The sequence below is a fragment of the Streptomyces sp. NPDC052225 genome, assembly GCF_040679615.1.
GTDB lineage: Bacteria > Actinomycetota > Actinomycetes > Streptomycetales > Streptomycetaceae > Streptomyces.
Genome location: NZ_JBFAVD010000027.1, coordinates 101,457 through 116,194 on the forward strand (window position 1 = coordinate 101,457; position 14,738 = coordinate 116,194).

Genomic DNA, 14,738 nt, shown 5'->3' on the forward strand with positions numbered 1-14,738 from the left:
GCTCATTCACGCCGGGGCGGCACGTACGACGCGCTCGTCGACGGCCGCGCCCCGCGGAGACTGCTCCCTCATATGGGCAGTTGCGCCGCGCACTTCACCCAGGCTCTGCCATGAGGACGGCCGCCGTCGGCGGATACGTAGTGCCAGGTTCGGGGTGCGTGGGCGGTGGGAGAGCAGTCGCATTGTGCCCGCGGTGAGATTTTCTGGAAACTGGGCCCAAGGCGGGCTTCCGTGCGCGATCGTGCGCCGTATGACGCTCGGCATGGTTCGCAGGCGTCCCGGAGAACTGCCCCGGGACATCACGGAGTTCGTCGGCCGTGAGCGGGAGGCGGGCAGGCTGCGGGCGGCGGTGCGGGGCCGGCGCAGCGTCACCGTGATCGGGCCCGGGGGAGTGGGCAAGACGCGGCTGGCCCTGCGTTGCGCACAGGACCTCGTGAGCGACGGGAAGCGGCAGGCATGCCTCGTGGAACTGTCCGCACTCCGTGACGCGGCGCTGCTCCCGCACACCCTCGCCGCCTGCCTCGGCCTGCCCGAGCAGGACATCCGACCCCAACTCGACGTCGTGCTCGACCACTTGCGAAGCGTCCAAACCGAGTTGCTCCTCATCCTGGACACCTGCGAGCACCTGATCGACGCGTGCGCCGCGCTGGTCGACATCCTGCTGCGCGAGACCGACCGGGTCCGGGTCCTCGCCACCAGCCGTCAGCCCCTCGACGTTCCCGGCGAGTGCACCTTCCCTGTCTCTCCGCTCCAGGTCGCCGACGACGGCGGCGAGGCCGTGGAACTCTTCGAACGACGGGCCGCCGATGTGGTGCCCGGGTTCGAGGTCACCGACGCGAACCGCGGTGACGTGGTGCGCCTGTGCCGCCGTCTGGACGGCATGCCGCTTGCCATCGAACTGGCCACGGTGCGGCTGCGCGCGGTGCCGCTGCGTCAGCTCATCGACCGTCTGGAGGACCGTTTCCGCCTGCTCACCGGCGGCCGCCGCACCGCGGTGCCGCGCCACCAGACACTGCGTACGGCCATCGACTGGAGTCACGACCTGTGCGACGAGCGGGAACGGCTGCTGTGGGCGCGGCTGTCGGTGTTCGCCGATGTCTTCGACATTCCGGCCGCCGAGGAGGTCTGCGGATTCGGTGACCTGGACGCCGACGACGTGATGGAGGTACTCATCGACCTCGTCGACAAGTCCGTCGTGCAGCGCGTCGACACCGATCCGGCCGACGGCGAGGAGCCAGCGGGTCCCGGTACCCGCTACCGACTCCTGGACACGCTGCGCGAATACGGCGCCGAGAGGCTTCTTGAGCGCGGTGAGGACAGGACCCTGCGCGACCGGCACCTGGCCCGTTACGTGGTGCGTGCCGACGAGTTCGACCGGCATTTCACCGACAACAGCCAGATGCGGCGCTTTCGTGAACTGCGGCGCGAACACGCGGACATCCGCGTTGCCCTGGAGCACGCGCTCGGCCGGCGCGAGTCGGCCCGCAAGGGCGCGGGGCTGGCCGGCGCGCTCTGGGGGTACTGGCAGATCTCCGGGCTGCTGACCGAGGGCCGGTACTGGCAGGAGAAGGTGGCCGAGACGTTCCCCGGTGACACCCCCGAGCGGGCCTGGGCGCTGGTGGTGGGCGGTTTCATCACGGTCTTCCAGGGCGACCCGGCCGGAGCACTCCCGGACCTGTACGCGGGCATCGACATCGCCGACCGGATCGGGGAGCCGCTGATCAGAGCCCGCGGCTGGCTGTATGTGCAGTGCGCCTACACGTTCTTGTGCGACTTCGACAAGGCTCAGACAGCGGCCGCCACCGCGCAGGAGCGCCTGGCCGCCCTGGGTGATCTGACGGGCCTGATCTCGCTCGACGTGCAGGCCGGGTACCAGTACCACCTGGCGGGCGAGGCGGACCGGGCCCTGGAGCGCGCGAACCAGGGCCTGGCCCGGCTCGGGCCCGGTTCGACCGAGGGTTGGCTGCGCGGCTTCCTCCATACGGTCGCGGGCATGGCCCACTTCACCAAGGGTGACCCCGAGCTGAGCGACCGCTCCTTGCGCATCGCCCTCCCGATCAAGGCGGATCTCGGCGATGTCATCGGCGTCGGCTACTGCGTCGAGGGCCTGGCCTGGCTGGCCGCCGACGCACAGCGTTTCACGCGGGCCGCTTGGCTGCTCGGTGCCTCCGATGCGCTGTGGCAGAAGGTCGGTGTGCGGCTGAGCGGGACCCCGGTGATGGAGGAGTTCCACTGCCAGAGGGCCGCCGCCACCGAGGCCGCGCTGGGCGCCGAGCGGTACCAGGATCTGGCGCGGGCCGGGGCCGAGGCCCCGACCGCGGTGGTCGTGGAGGTGGCGGGCAGCCAGTGCGACGACCCTGCGGCACCCTCCCTGGTGCCGCAGCCGCGGGCCGACGGGGATGCAGGGCTGACGCCGCGCGAGCGTGAGGTTGCCACGCTGGCGTCCGAGGGCCTGTCCAACCGGGAGATCGCCGAACGCCTCGTCATCTCGCGGCGGACCGTGGACGCCCACATGGAGCGGGTGCTGGCCAAACTGGGTATCGCGACGCGGAACCGGATCGCAGTGAAACTGGCGGCACTGCGCCGCGAGTTGTGACCGGGTGCCGGCCGCACCACAGGAAGAGCGCGCCTTCGGCACCCTGCACGGACCGGCTGCGGACGGTCCACGACTCAGGTGGTGTCGCGGGGCAGGTCCCACACGACGCGTCTGTCGCGCGGGCCGCGGGCGAGCCCTCTGGTCTGGGCAGTGATCGAGGCGAGGGCGTTGATGGTCCAGTAGGCGAGCGGGTAGACGGGAAGCACGAGGCAGGCGTAGGGGAGTCGCGGGTCGAGGCGGTACTCGACCACCGTGGCGATGGCGATCTGGATCATCGCGAGGGAGAGTTGCACGCCATCTCCCAGACCGAGACGCGCTCTTACCTGTCAGCGCCGTCGCCCACCACCGTGCGGGCGGAATCTTCATCGTCCGATGTGGGGCTCGCGGCGTGGGCCTGCCGGCGCAGTGTGGCGTAGCGGTCGATGGCGCGCTGAAGTTCAGCCCGCTCCGGCTCGCACAGGGTGCCTCCCTGAACGAAGTCCAGTACATGTTCGGCGACCAATCGCACTTTGGTGTTGGTGCGCTGGGAAACGTCCCGCAGGACCCGCCACGCTTCCTCCGGGGCTATGCCCCCGAGGGCGGCCACCGCGCCCACGGCCTGATCGATGACCGCGTGAGAGGCCACCGCCTGCTCCAGTTGGCCGGCCATGGCGAGTAGGCGTGCATGCTCGCGCGCAAGATCCTCGTGTGAGAGCAGCACCAGCGGCTCCGCCGGGTGCAGAGCGAAGAAGGCCATCGAGAAACCGCCGTCGGGTCGCGTGGGGGGACTAAGGCGCTCCTGCCCACTGTTGCACCCGACTATCCAGCAGGCCACAAAGAGTGAGAGCGCCTTGGTGGAAACCGGGCATCCCACTCACCGATCTTCCGAAGGTCCTCACCATGTTTCGGCAGCCGTACGGGCTGTCATGTGAAAGCGGCCGTGCCATGCCCCTTCAGCCCCTGGTGACCGTCGGGGTCGGAAAACGCCTGGACCGTCAGGCCCGCCATGGCCATGATCTTTACGTGGCCACCTACCTGGAGTCCGAGCGGTTGACCCTGCGCCCCTTTACCGCCGCCGACGCGGACCTTCTGATCGAGCTGGACAGTGACCCGGCGGTGATGCGCTACCTGACCGGCGGCGCTCCGACGCCGCCGCAGGAGGTCCGCGACCTGGTCATCCCGGGCATCCTCGCCGCTTACGAGCGCTGGGGCCACGACCTAGGCCTGTTCGCCGCGCACGAGAGGGACGGCGGGGCGTTCATCGGCTGGTTCTGCCTGCGCCCGCTGCGCAGCGGCCCGCGGGAGGAGGCCGAACTCGGCTACCGGCTGCGCCAGGCGGCTTGGGGCCGTGGCTATGCCACGGAGGTCTCGCATGCGTTGGTGGCGAAGGGGTTCACCGAGCTGGGGATCCGCATGGTGTGGGCCGAGACGATGACCGTGAACCGCCCTTCGCGCAAGGTGATGGAGAAGCTCGGGATGACGCTCGCACAGAGCATCCCCACACCGGACGACATGATGACAGTGGAGGGTTCCGAGTACGGGGGTGTGCGGTACGAGATCACGAAGGATCAGTGGGAGCGGCGGCAGTTTTAGGAGGCGCGCGGCGCGTCGCTCGTGGAAATGAAGCTGGTGTCTGCCGTGGCCGCCCCCAGCGCACCGCTGAGATACGCCACCGCAGGGGTGGGCAGCACACCGACGCACAGGACATCGACGCCCGCTGGCCAGGCCCGCGACGACAGCGGCCTCCAGGAACTCGCCCGACGCCCGCGGATCACGGCCGACGACCGCCCCGCGCCTGTGGCCGTCGAACCAGGCATCCGTGGCTGAGCCCGGCTTTCCCTCCGCATCGAGTCGGTCTACGAGGAGCACCGCACCGGCGCTCCCTGGGACCGCCCGACGGGTGCCGGCGTCGGCCGCGCCAGGGCAGCAAGGGCCGTACGACCTCCCGCTTCACCAAGCTTCAGGTGCGGCCAGGGGACACGCTCGCCGGCACAGCGGCTAAGGGACAGGCCGGCCGACGCGGCGGCGCCGGCCGGCTTGTGGATGAGCAACCTGCCGTCTGCTACCCCACGGCCGGCCTCGGCGGACCGTGTCCGCTCCCGTCGGCACAGGGCGGTCACCAGAAACGGGCCTACGGATGAGCGGCGGGTCTTCCGCGAGGGCGCCCGGATGCGGGCGGTCGAGACGGTCGCCGCCAGCAGGAGAGTCCGGTCATCGTCCAGGAACTTCGGGCGTACCTCCTGCTGGTGCAGCGACGGGACCGGGACGGGAGCTTGCCAGGCCGTGGGGCCCGGCACTACCGCACCATCGGGCTCCGCGTTCCGTCGCCGCCTCGGCGAGCGCGTGCACCAGTGGGGTCGCACGGTCCGTGCGCCAGATCAGGCCCCATTGGACGGGCGGTGCATCGTGGATGGTCAGAAAGGCGATGTCGGGTTGGGGGTAGTAGCGCCGGCCCTCGTCAGGGACAGGGCACACCACCTCTCCTGTCGCAACGAGGGCGAGGACTTCGTAGAAGGTGCCGACGGACGGGCCACGGCGGATCGGGCGCCCCGCCGGTGTGTAGAGCGGCAGGACAGCGCTCACCCAGTAGGCGGGACGAGAACCGGCCAGGCTCGGCACCTGATGGTCGCCGAGCACTTCCATGCTCACCGGCGACTGCCCGGCGAGCGGATGGTCCGCGGCCACCATCAGGCGAAGCGGTTCCTCGCGCAGCACGACGCCGACGGTGAGGTCCGGCTCGCGTACTGGCAGCCAGGCGGCCAGGATGTCGACCTCACCGGCCCGCAGCGCTCCGAACGGGTCACTGAAGAACACCTCTTTGAACCGGAGTTCGACGGCGGGGTGCCCGGACCGGAAGTGGTCGAGGACCGAGCGCATCTCATGCATCTGAGCACCCATCACCCCCACGGTCAGCGTGGCGGGAGGCCGACGGGCGATGGCCGTCACCTCGGCCATGGCCGCTTGGATGTCCTCATAGGCCGGCTTCAGCCTCCGGTGCAGCTCTTCGCCGAGGGCTGTCATGCGTACGTGCCGGCTGGTCCGCTCGAAAAGCTGCGCTCCGATGCGACGTTCCTGCTTCTTGATCGCCTGGCTGACTCGAGCCGGGGAGACTCTCAGACGTTCGGCGCTGCGGCCGAAGTGGAGCTCCTCGGCGAGCGTCAGAAAGATCTCTATCTCCCGCAGTTCCATCCCGCTCCGGCCCCTCCGCGCGGCGTCCCGAGCCGGTTGCCGTGCGGCGGTACCGGATCGTGAACCTCTGAGTTAACGACCATAACAAGATCGGCAGTTGTTGCCGGGCTTGGGGCTGCGCATGCTGGAACGGAGCCAGTTCAGCCGCCTTCTGGGGCTTCCACTCCCTGCGCGGCCGCTTGCCTGCCCCCCCGGAACTCAAAGGAAGAGATTCCCGCGTGACGTCTGACCGCAATTCTGTGCGCACACCCGATCCGGACACGCTCCATCCACTGCCGGAGCACGAGCGAGTCGTCTTCCTCAAACCGCTCGTCGCAGGGACCCATGTGGTGGCGGGCGACTTCACGTATTACGACGATCCCGACGGCGCGACCGACTTCGTGCAGCGCAATGTGCTGTACGCCTACGGCCCGGAGCGCCTGATCATCGGCAAGTACGGTGCGATCGCCACCGGTACGAGGTTCCTGATGGCAGGCGCCGCCCATCCGTCGATGGGGACGTCCACCTTCCCTTTCACCATGTTCGGAGGCCAGTGGGCCGAGGAGACCCTCGACATCGTCACCGGAATGCCGAGCCGCGGAGACACGGTGGTCGGCAACGACGTGTGGTTCGGATACGGGGCCACGGTGATGCCGGGTGTACGGATCGGCGACGGTGCCGTGGTCGCAGCTGGATCGGTCGTCACCGCCGATGTGCCGCCGTACACCATCGTGGGCGGGAACCCGGCCAGAACGATCAGGCAGCGCTTCGACGACCAGGCTGTCGAGCAGCTCCTGCGCGCCGCCTGGTGGGACTGGCCCGTGGACGTGGTGAGCGCCAACGCCCGCACCATCATGGCCGGTTCGCCACAGGACATCGCCCGTATCGCCGCCACCGAAGGACTGGGGCACCGATGACGGAACGGACCGTCGAGGAGCACGTGGTGTCCGATCCCGCGGGCGGCCCGTACGCGATCACCACGGGTCCGGACAGTGCGCTGTGGTTCACCTTGGTGCACAGTGGCCGGATCGGACGATTCGTGCCAGGTCGGGAGCCGATACATCATCAACTGGACCCGGACAGCGGCCCCTCCGTCATCTGCACCGGTCCGGACGGTGCCGTGTGGTTCACTCAGTACCGCGCGCACCGGATCGGCCGGATCACCACCGCCGGTGAGGTGACCGAGTTCCCTCTGCCCACCGCGCGGTGCGGTCCCTTCGGGATCGCCGTGGGGCCGGACGGCGCACTGTGGTTCACCGAAACCGCCGCGGACCGCATCGGCCGGATCACCCCGCAGGGTTCGGTCACCGAATACCCGCTGTCGCGCACCGGCGCTTTCCCCTCCGGGCTCGCCGCCGACCAGGACGCGATGTGGTTCACGATGAACCAGGCGGGAGCCATCGGCCGCATCACCATGGACGGGCGCATCACGGTCCACGAGCTGCCGACCGAAGGGGCCGCACCGGTAGGTATCACCGTGGCCCCGGACGGCACGGTCTGGTTCACCGAGATCGGGGCCGGCCAGATCGGGTGCAGAACACCCGATGGGCGGATCACCGAGTACCCCCTGCCCGACCGGTCGTCGCGGCCCCATGCCCTCACCACCGACGCCCACGGCACCGTCTGGTTCACCGAGTGGGGCGCGAACCGGATCGGCTCCGTCACCGGCGACGGCGTCATCACTGTCTACGGCCTGCCCACTCCTGGCTCCGAACCGCACGGGATCACCGTGGGCCCGGACGGCGCGGTGTGGACCGCGCTGGAGACAGGTGCACTGGCACGCCTCGCCCCGACCGCCGCCCTTGCGGAAACCACCGGCTCTGCCGTACCCACCGAGAAGAGGCACCTGTCATGAAGTACGCCCTCGTCGTGTTCGAGACCGACGCGTCGCGCGCCCGGATCAAGGCCGACCGCGAGGCACACCGTGCGCTCTACGAGGCATGGATCGGCACGTTGGCTGCCGCCGGCAAACTGGCGGGCGGCGATGCCCTCGACACCGAGCATCAGGGGCCCGTCACCGTGCGCACGGCGGCGGACGGAACCGTCTCGGTGACCGACGGGCCCGTGCACGGAGGCGAGGAAACCCTCGGCGGCTGGTTCCTGCTGGAGGTGGCTGATCACGCCGAGGCCATCGAGCTGGCCCGCGGTTTCCCCACCCCTGAGGCACTCGAACTCCGGCCGGTCCTCGAATCGGCCTGATCGGCGTCGTCCCGCCCACGGATGGCGGCCTGCGCATGTGCCGAGTGCGCCGGTCACAGCCACTGCCCGTGCGGGCCGCTGCCACGGAGGCAAGGCCGAGCACCTTCTTGCCTCCTCATCAACTACCGCGCCTTCGGAGGCATTTCTTGTCAGTCGAGTTGAACCACACCATCGTCCACGCCCACGACAACCGGGAGTCCGCGGAGTTCTTCGCGAACCTGCTCAGCATTGAGATCACCGCCGAGTGGGGCCCGTTCATCGCGGTCGGCCTGGGCAACGGCGTCACGCTGGACTTCGCCACCGTCCCCGCGGACAGCATCAGCCCTCAGCACTACGCTTTCTTGATCTCCGAGGAGGAGTTCGACGCGGCGTACACGCAGATCAGACAACGCGGCATCGAGCACTACGCCGACCCGCACCGCAAGCAGCCCGGTTCGATCAACCACAACGACGGCGGCCGCGGCGTGTACTTCATGGACCCGGCGGGCCACGCCATGGAACTCATCACTGTGCCGTACGGCGGCTGGAGCTCCTCCTGATCCGCCTGGAGGCGGCCACGTCGTTCGCCGTCGGGAACGGCAACGCCGAGGTCGCGCGCAGGTTGCGAGTCGGCGGGCGGTCGGTGCGGCGGTGACGGGGCGCCCCGCGGGGCAGAGGGGGCGGCGGGCCTGCGCCGAAGGCGTCGCCCGGCCGTCTGGTGCCGAGTAGGTGTTTTTGAGCCTCGATTGTCAGTCAGCGCAGTTCGGAGAGCGACGGTTCCGCCGGAACCGTCGAGGGATGCGCCACGGGTGTGGCCGTCGGCGTACAGCGTGCACGGCCTCATCCCGGACTGGCGCGCTCTTGGGACGACTGGCACAGCCAACCTGCGAATGCCGCAGAGCATCGCCAGCGGAGGCGGGTGACTCATGGGCGGCCGGAAGTGCTCTTCTCCGAGCGGATCCCTTCGCCTCTGCGGCCTTCGGACAGCCCTTCCGCCGAGGCCCACAGCAGCGCCGCAGCGCCGATCGAAGGTCGTGCGCTCGAGCGCTGTTGGCGGAGCCGCGCCCGAGGAGGTGACGGCCCTCGGCCACCCAGGCGGTGAAGTGGGCGGTCCTGCCGGACTTCCCCTAGCCAACGACCAGGGTGCGGCCCCGAGACCACGATGGCAGCCGCTCGGCGGCGGCAAGACTGCGAGCCCTCGCGTCACGTCACCTAGTAGGGCCCCTCTCTTCAGAGTTCTGACGCCTTGGGAGAGGGCCGATTACTGTGGCGTGATGGCGAAGAGGATTGAGTCGGAGCTGGTGGTTGACCTGCGGGGTAGGCCGATCGAGACGCTCGACGACTTCTGGGACGCCGTGGCTGAGCCTTGTGGACTGCCGGAGTGGTTCGGCCGGAACACGGAAGCCTGGCGGGACACCATCCAGACGCGAGGCATCTCCGAGGTCATCGACAGCTATGACGTCCTGGTCGTACATGCCGACAAAAGAGGAGTCTTCGCTGCCCGGGACCGTGAGGCCCGGGCGCTGCGAGGCGCCTTCGCGGGAAAGCAGTCGCGTCTGGTCGTGCACGAGCTGCTCTGATCGCCGAGCCGAGCGAGACCAGATAAGGATGGCTGCCAAGTGCCGAGCAGCCTCGTAGGCCAGGGCAAGCTTGTCCGCGCGCATGGCCAGACCACGCCATTGCTTCAAGCGATTGATGCGTACATCAGCGCGATGACCGCGGTGACGACGCCCTACGTGAACGCGTCGAAGGCTCGCATCACACCGGCGGTCAGGCTCGACTACTGCGCGAGAACGCCCCAGACGATGGTCGGCGCGGGCAGGATGAAGATGACTCACCACCGGCGACTGACCATCCACCGAGTGAATCTGGGGGAGTGGGCCCGCGTGCCGCTACGGACGTGGGGCTGGGGCGTGAATGATCGGTCGGTATGTATGACGATCACAGTAATCGCAGGGTGAGTGGCGGCCCGCGCTGCCTTCGCACGGCGCTCCTGGGCGCCACATCGGCCCTGGTCCTCGGATGCGCGGCGACCCAAGCGGCAGCAATCACGCCACCGCACACACCGACGCGTTCCGTGTCCCAGAAGGCGGTCGACTCCCGCCCCCACGCCACGCCTCCGGTCCCGGGCGCCGGCTACGGAGACGCCACGAGCCAGCAGGAAGGCTCCGAAGGCACAGGCGGCCAGGAACAGGGCGAACCCCTCACCGGCTACGGAGATGCAGGAGGTGAGGATTCCGGTTACGGGGACACCGGGTATGGCATGGAGGAGACCCCGTCCGTCACCCCCACGCCGTCGACGTCGTCCTCAGCATCCGCGCCCGCCTCTTCGGAGTCTGCGACGCCCCCGGTCAGCCCCTCGGCCACACCGTCCTCGTCGACCACGACACCGCCCGCGAGCACGCCACCTTCGTCCTCCTCAAGCACCCCGCACCCGCAGCCGAGCGGGATGAAGCCGCCCGGGCGGCCAGTGACGGGGCCGTCGTCACCTGCCGCGGAGCTGGCTAACACCGGGCGCAAACAGGGGAGTTACACGCTCGCGCTGATCGCGGCCGCACTGATCGCCTCCGGCGGCCTGTGTCTGGCTGTGGCGAGGAAGCGGCGCGGCTGACGCCAGGGGGGTGCCTCAGGTAAAGGATGAAAGAGCTCAGGGGAGAGTGCTCACAGTCTTCCTTGCGGTATCGGCGTCCAGGGCGGCGGAGCCGATTGCTCGGAGCGAGGTCCTGTAGGAGGTCCTCTGGCTGGGGCTGATCATCGTCACGCATCGCCGTGTCCGCCTGCCGACAAAGGACGCCTCGACTTCGTCGGCACGGCCCAGTCCTCCTGCGGCAGGAGACCGACTGGCTGCGAGGAGAGGGTGTCCTGCGCGATCCTGGCGTCGGGGCCAGTGGGCCCCAACTCGCGGGCCCGCGCCGGAAACCCGCCGCGAGCCGCTCGCTGATCTGGCCGCACGTCCGCATGCTGCTGCGCAACAGGACCCTGCTGGTCATGTACGTCCAGCGCCTGACGAACGGGCAGTTCGTCCTGCTCAGTTTCGGCGTGACCTTGCCGTTCGCGCAGGTCCGTGACGCTCAGGCCGACGTAGAGTCCGGCACCACGCCAGGCAAACACGTCGTCGTCCTGGACGACGACTGAGACCCGGGCAACGCTGAAACGACGACCCGCCACTCGCGATGCGCGACGGTCTCAGGGACCTCAGCGCGCTCGAGGGAAGAGCCGCTCGACAGCGGTCACCACTGCGGCGCGGCGGGCGGCGGTGGTGGGGTCCGCGGCGTATGCGGCGGCGGCCTCGCTGAATTCTGGTTGCGACGCCCAGGTCATGGCGAGCTGGTTGACCAGGGCGAGGACATCGGCCGGGTCCCAGGCGGGGTCGAGCTGTCCGGCCTGTTGTGCCTGGCGGAGCTGGTCGATCTTGCGGGTGATCACCGTCTGGTCGGGATCGTCGGCAACGACTGTGGTGCCCGGCAGTTCGAGGCGGCCCCAGGCGATCAGGCGCTGGTGGTCCGGACGGGCGGCGAAGTAGTCGAACAGGCGGCCCGCGTAGCCGGGGAGGTCGGACGGGTCCAGCTGGGTGGCCTCGGCGATGACGACGTACTCCCGTGCGGCGACGGCGGTATAGAGCGCCTCTTTGCCCCGGAAGTAGGCGTAGACGCGTTCCTTGCTGGTCCTGGCCAGCTTGGCGATGCGGTCCACCCGGGCGCCGGCGATGCCGTGGCGGGAGAACTCCTCCATGGCGGCGGTGAGGATGCGCTCGCGCGTGGTGTCACCGCCGACCCCTGCGGTGGGCGCGGGTGCAGCGGTCTGGCCGGAGTCGGGGGACTGGGGCTTGGGCATAGGCCCAGGATAGAGCACCGAACCGTTTGGTTTGGCGTAGCGGGCGATCGAAGCGTACAGTCAAACGGAACGGTTCGGTTTGACTTCGGGGTCAAGTCGGCGAATCACTGAGGGAGTGAACTCATGCAGCACCGCAATCTGGGCTCTCAGGGCCTGCGCGTCTCGGCGCTCGGACTCGGGACCATGGGTATGTCCATGGCCTATGGAGCCTCGAACGACGACGAGGGCACCGCGACCATCCGTCGTGCCCACGAACTCGGGATCGACTTCTTCGACACCGCCGAGCTGTACGGCGCCGGCACCGGCAGCAACGAGATCCTCCTGGGCAAGGCGGTCAAGGACTTCCGCGACGAGGTGGTCCTCGCCACCAAGTTCGGCTTCGACATGACCGCGCAGCCGCTCGGCTCCGGCTTCGACAGCCGCCCGGAAAACATCCGCAAGGTCGCCGAGAACAGCCTGCGCTACCTGCAGAGCGACCACATCGATCTCTTCTACCAGCACATCTCCGACCCCGACATGCCCATCGAGGAGGTCGCTGGCACGGTCGGCGAACTGATCGCCGAGGGCAAGGTGAAGTACTTCGGTCTGAGCAACGTCGGCCCCCAGTACATCCGTCGTGCCCACGCCGTCACCCCGGTCTCCGTGCTCCAGTACGAGTACTCGATCTTCGAGCGGGAGGTGGAGGAGAAGATCCTTCCCGTCCTGCGGGAACTCGGCATCGGCCTGGTGCCCTACTCCCCGCTCGGGCGCGGCTTCTTGACCGGCGCGGTCAAGCCCGCGAGTGAGTACGCCGCGGACGACATGCGCCGCCATGACGAGCGTTGGCAGGGCGAGAACTACACCTACAACCTCCGCGCCATCGAGCAGCTCAAGGACCTGGCCGACACCTTGGACATCACCACGGCCCAGCTCGCGCTGGCCTGGCTGCTCGCGCAGGGCGAGGACGTCGTACCCATCCCGGGCACCCGTAGCACCAAGCGTCTCGAGGAGAACGCCGGCGCCGCCGACGTCCGCCTGGAGGCCGCCGACCTGGCCCGCATCGCGGAGATCCTCCCCCACGGCTCGGCAGGCAGCCGCCTCCCGGCCGCGATTCTGTCCAGCTTCACCACCAACTGATCTCCTACGGCCCGGCGCAACAGCCGTAAGGGCCCGCGATCCACCGCGGCTCCGGCCCCCCAAGTCCGGTATGGAGGAGCGGCACCAGGCATACGTGAACAAGGTCCTGCTTCTGACTCAGGAGAAGGAGCCCTATGTGCTGAACTACTAAATCTTCCAGGGCAGCGTCGGCAGCTACTAGCAGCGTGAGCTGTATGAGAACGAGGAAGCCGTCTGGAAGCACATGGAGCTGACCGCCGAGAGTCAGCCGACTTCGCCGTGGCCCCCGAGATGATCGAGCTCGTCATCCTCGGCGAACTCAGCCAGAAGTTCCGCTTCTTTGACCTGCGGTTTTTTGAAGCGGTCGTACCTTGACATGCGTGTGAAGCAGATCTCCAGTCCTTTCCGGCGGCACACGCCTGCCTTGGGCGAACTCGGGGCCCGGTGTCGCCCGTTCATGTCGCGCCACGAGGGAAAGATTCGGTCGCCCCGGGAGGCGTGCCCGAGGCGACCGACGGAGAAGGGGGAGCAGTTGCGAGACGCGGAACAGCTCGCCCACGGCGAGGTCGTAGACAACGCGGCGGGCTCCTTGGGGAGAGCCAGGACGGCGTTCGGTCGGCGCATTGAACTCAGCGTTGAGGAGCTGGCCGCGGCGGTCGACGCGGTAGCCGGGCGAGTTTCCCCTGCACGTCACGACGGCGGCACTGACTAACGCCGAGGGGTACGCGCCGGATCGCGGGCCGAGGGCCGCTGCAGGCGCCGTCTCCTGCTGGCGATCCGGAAACGCGGAGGACCTTGACGGTCGGGTCCGGGGCTGGAGGCCATAGAGAGAGGTCGGGGCCGTGCTCGAGGATGAGAGTGCGGCTCGAAGGCGGATTTGGTGGTGCCGGGGATTTCCGCTAAAGAGCGCGGGGCGGGGCGCGCTGCTCTGGAGTAGTCAGGGGGCGGCATGGCGGACCGAGGGCCCCGAAAGGACCGCCCATGCACCGCTGGTACGTGCCCCTCTCGCAGCGACTCCCTGGGCGGCAGTCCGACCACGGTGGACGTGGTGGTACCTGTTCGCGGGCGTAGCGGCACGGTCCGTTGTCATCCTCCGGATCGCCGGGAAGTTGCTCATCTGTGTGACGCTCGCGGCCTCACTTCAGGAGGTGCACACTGGATGGGAGAGGCGGAGTGCACGGTTGAGCGTTCGGAAGCCGTGAGTACCGATGCGCAGCCAAACAAGCGACCCTGCGGTCAGCTCTGTTCGCCCTCGACGGCATGGACTGAGGGCGGCACTCATAGCGGCGGCGGTGGGCGCCTCACTGGTGCTGGCTGGCTGCGGGGGCACCACCTCCGAGGATGTGCCTGCCAACGCAGTGGGGGCAGGCCAGCAGCAGAGCCCATCAACGAGCGAGCCCACAGAGCAACCCCAGCAGGAGGCGCTCGAAGAGTGGGCATCAGCAGCGTCGCCGCACTGGGAGGACCTCGGGCACGCGTTCGCGGATCTCAGTGGCGCAACCACTGACCAGGCCACGATCCAGGCGTGCAACGACGGGCTGGATGCAGTCGTGGCTCTTCAGCAGGCTCCTCCGTACCCGCCGAACCCGAAGCTTTGGAACTCAATGCTCAGGCACCTGGGCGCAGGACTCGCAGCCTGCACATCCGGTGACTCGGTTGAGGCGAACACTCAACTAGCTCTGGGAATAGCAGAGATGAAGCAGCTCACCGTTGACTTGGATCAGCGCACGAGTTAACTAGCGTGGTGCACGCGCCAGTTACATTGAAGGAAATGCACAGAAGCATGTGAGGCGGCGATTGCCAGCGCCCGGGCCGGGGGGGGGGCGCGGGGGGGCCCCCCGCCACGCACGGGGGCCCGCCGCACCGGGCGACCGCGCCGGCCCCCCCA

General features: G+C 68.9%; 14 protein-coding genes and 2 pseudogenes. 9 read left to right on the top strand and 7 right to left on the bottom strand.

The window, feature by feature from the left end; translation table 11 throughout:
• Nucleotides 1-250: 250 nt before the first annotated feature.
• Nucleotides 251-2,596, top strand: a complete 2,346-nt coding sequence (locus AB0L37_RS31385; RefSeq protein WP_365512979.1) for a LuxR C-terminal-related transcriptional regulator — start codon at nucleotides 251-253, stop codon at nucleotides 2,594-2,596.
• 74 nt (nucleotides 2,597-2,670) lie between these two features.
• Here AB0L37_RS31385 and AB0L37_RS31390 read toward each other — a convergent pair whose 3' ends face one another.
• Nucleotides 2,671-2,889: a hypothetical protein gene (locus AB0L37_RS31390; RefSeq protein ID WP_365512982.1), complete on the bottom strand. Its 219-nt coding sequence runs from the start codon at nucleotides 2,887-2,889 to the stop codon at nucleotides 2,671-2,673.
• Nucleotides 2,890-2,915: 26 nt separating this feature from the next.
• Nucleotides 2,916-3,332, bottom strand: coding sequence for an ANTAR domain-containing protein (locus tag AB0L37_RS31395; protein WP_365512985.1), 417 nt, complete (start codon nucleotides 3,330-3,332; stop codon nucleotides 2,916-2,918).
• Nucleotides 3,333-3,598: 266 nt separating this feature from the next.
• On the opposite strand from AB0L37_RS31395, the gene AB0L37_RS31400 reads away from it, so the two are divergent.
• Nucleotides 3,599-4,168 (top strand): GNAT family N-acetyltransferase, encoded by a 570-nt coding sequence (locus AB0L37_RS31400; protein WP_365512988.1) that lies wholly within the window; start codon nucleotides 3,599-3,601, stop codon nucleotides 4,166-4,168.
• Nucleotides 4,169-4,218: 50 nt separating this feature from the next.
• Here the strand turns inward: AB0L37_RS31400 and AB0L37_RS31405 are convergent.
• Nucleotides 4,219-4,444, bottom strand: a pseudogene (locus tag AB0L37_RS31405) (hypothetical protein); the annotation flags it as partial.
• Between the two features lie 342 nt (nucleotides 4,445-4,786).
• Nucleotides 4,787-5,764, bottom strand: coding sequence for a LysR family transcriptional regulator (locus tag AB0L37_RS31410; protein ID WP_365512991.1), 978 nt, complete (start codon nucleotides 5,762-5,764; stop codon nucleotides 4,787-4,789).
• Between the two features lie 218 nt (nucleotides 5,765-5,982).
• Between AB0L37_RS31410 and AB0L37_RS31415 the strand changes: the two genes are divergently transcribed.
• The 5 genes from AB0L37_RS31415 (at nucleotide 5,983) to AB0L37_RS31435 (ending at nucleotide 9,501) form a co-directional block, all read left to right on the top strand.
• Nucleotides 5,983-6,660, top strand: a complete 678-nt coding sequence (locus tag AB0L37_RS31415; protein ID WP_365512994.1) for a CatB-related O-acetyltransferase — start codon at nucleotides 5,983-5,985, stop codon at nucleotides 6,658-6,660.
• Nucleotides 6,657-7,598 carry a virginiamycin B lyase gene (locus AB0L37_RS31420; RefSeq protein ID WP_365512997.1) on the top strand — a complete coding sequence of 314 codons (942 nt, stop codon included), beginning with the start codon at nucleotides 6,657-6,659 and terminating at the stop codon, nucleotides 7,596-7,598. The genes AB0L37_RS31415 and AB0L37_RS31420 overlap by 4 nt, the downstream gene beginning before the upstream one ends.
• Nucleotides 7,595-7,942 carry a YciI family protein gene (locus tag AB0L37_RS31425; RefSeq protein ID WP_365513000.1) on the top strand — a complete coding sequence of 116 codons (348 nt, stop codon included), beginning with the start codon at nucleotides 7,595-7,597 and terminating at the stop codon, nucleotides 7,940-7,942. The genes AB0L37_RS31420 and AB0L37_RS31425 overlap by 4 nt, the downstream gene beginning before the upstream one ends.
• Nucleotides 7,943-8,088: 146 nt before the next feature.
• Entirely contained in the window at nucleotides 8,089-8,481 is a 393-nt protein-coding gene (locus AB0L37_RS31430; RefSeq protein WP_365513003.1) for a VOC family protein, read from the top strand.
• A gap of 714 nt (nucleotides 8,482-9,195) precedes the next feature.
• Nucleotides 9,196-9,501, top strand: coding sequence for a barstar family protein (locus tag AB0L37_RS31435; protein WP_365513006.1), 306 nt, complete (start codon nucleotides 9,196-9,198; stop codon nucleotides 9,499-9,501).
• A 12-nt stretch (nucleotides 9,502-9,513) separates the two neighbouring features.
• Here the strand turns inward: AB0L37_RS31435 and AB0L37_RS31440 are convergent.
• Both AB0L37_RS31440 and AB0L37_RS31445 read right to left on the bottom strand, forming a co-directional pair.
• Nucleotides 9,514-9,618, bottom strand: a pseudogene (locus AB0L37_RS31440) (IS5/IS1182 family transposase); the annotation flags it as partial.
• Nucleotides 9,619-10,162: 544 nt separating this feature from the next.
• On the bottom strand, nucleotides 10,163-10,432 hold the full coding sequence (locus AB0L37_RS31445; RefSeq protein WP_365513009.1) for a hypothetical protein: 270 nt from the start codon (nucleotides 10,430-10,432) through the stop codon (nucleotides 10,163-10,165).
• Nucleotides 10,433-10,909: 477 nt separating this feature from the next.
• Here AB0L37_RS31445 and AB0L37_RS31450 point away from each other — a divergent pair, with 477 nt between their 5' ends.
• Nucleotides 10,910-11,056, top strand: a complete 147-nt coding sequence (locus AB0L37_RS31450; protein ID WP_365513012.1) for a hypothetical protein — start codon at nucleotides 10,910-10,912, stop codon at nucleotides 11,054-11,056.
• A gap of 60 nt (nucleotides 11,057-11,116) precedes the next feature.
• Here AB0L37_RS31450 and AB0L37_RS31455 read toward each other — a convergent pair whose 3' ends face one another.
• Nucleotides 11,117-11,755, bottom strand: coding sequence for a TetR family transcriptional regulator (locus AB0L37_RS31455; protein ID WP_365513015.1), 639 nt, complete (start codon nucleotides 11,753-11,755; stop codon nucleotides 11,117-11,119).
• 123 nt (nucleotides 11,756-11,878) lie between these two features.
• On the opposite strand from AB0L37_RS31455, the gene AB0L37_RS31460 reads away from it, so the two are divergent.
• A complete protein-coding gene (locus tag AB0L37_RS31460; RefSeq protein WP_365513018.1) occupies nucleotides 11,879-12,871 on the top strand; it encodes an aldo/keto reductase in 993 nt (330 codons plus the stop codon).
• Nucleotides 12,872-14,738: the final 1,867 nt, after the last annotated feature.

What these genes read in the sequence shown, in the direction of transcription:
- AB0L37_RS31385 (WP_365512979.1), top strand. Translation starts at nt 251, where the DNA reads ATGACGCTCGGCATGGTTCGCAGGCGTCCCGGAGAACTGCCCCGGGAC.
- AB0L37_RS31395 (WP_365512985.1), bottom strand. Translation starts at nt 3,332, where the DNA reads ATGGCCTTCTTCGCTCTGCACCCGGCGGAGCCGCTGGTGCTGCTCTCA.
- AB0L37_RS31410 (WP_365512991.1), bottom strand. Translation starts at nt 5,764, where the DNA reads ATGGAACTGCGGGAGATAGAGATCTTTCTGACGCTCGCCGAGGAGCTC.
- AB0L37_RS31420 (WP_365512997.1), top strand. Translation starts at nt 6,657, where the DNA reads ATGACGGAACGGACCGTCGAGGAGCACGTGGTGTCCGATCCCGCGGGC.
- AB0L37_RS31425 (WP_365513000.1), top strand. Translation starts at nt 7,595, where the DNA reads ATGAAGTACGCCCTCGTCGTGTTCGAGACCGACGCGTCGCGCGCCCGG.
- AB0L37_RS31435 (WP_365513006.1), top strand. Translation starts at nt 9,196, where the DNA reads ATGGCGAAGAGGATTGAGTCGGAGCTGGTGGTTGACCTGCGGGGTAGG.
- AB0L37_RS31450 (WP_365513012.1), top strand. Translation starts at nt 10,910, where the DNA reads ATGTACGTCCAGCGCCTGACGAACGGGCAGTTCGTCCTGCTCAGTTTC.
- AB0L37_RS31455 (WP_365513015.1), bottom strand. Translation starts at nt 11,755, where the DNA reads ATGCCCAAGCCCCAGTCCCCCGACTCCGGCCAGACCGCTGCACCCGCG.
- AB0L37_RS31460 (WP_365513018.1), top strand. Translation starts at nt 11,879, where the DNA reads ATGCAGCACCGCAATCTGGGCTCTCAGGGCCTGCGCGTCTCGGCGCTC.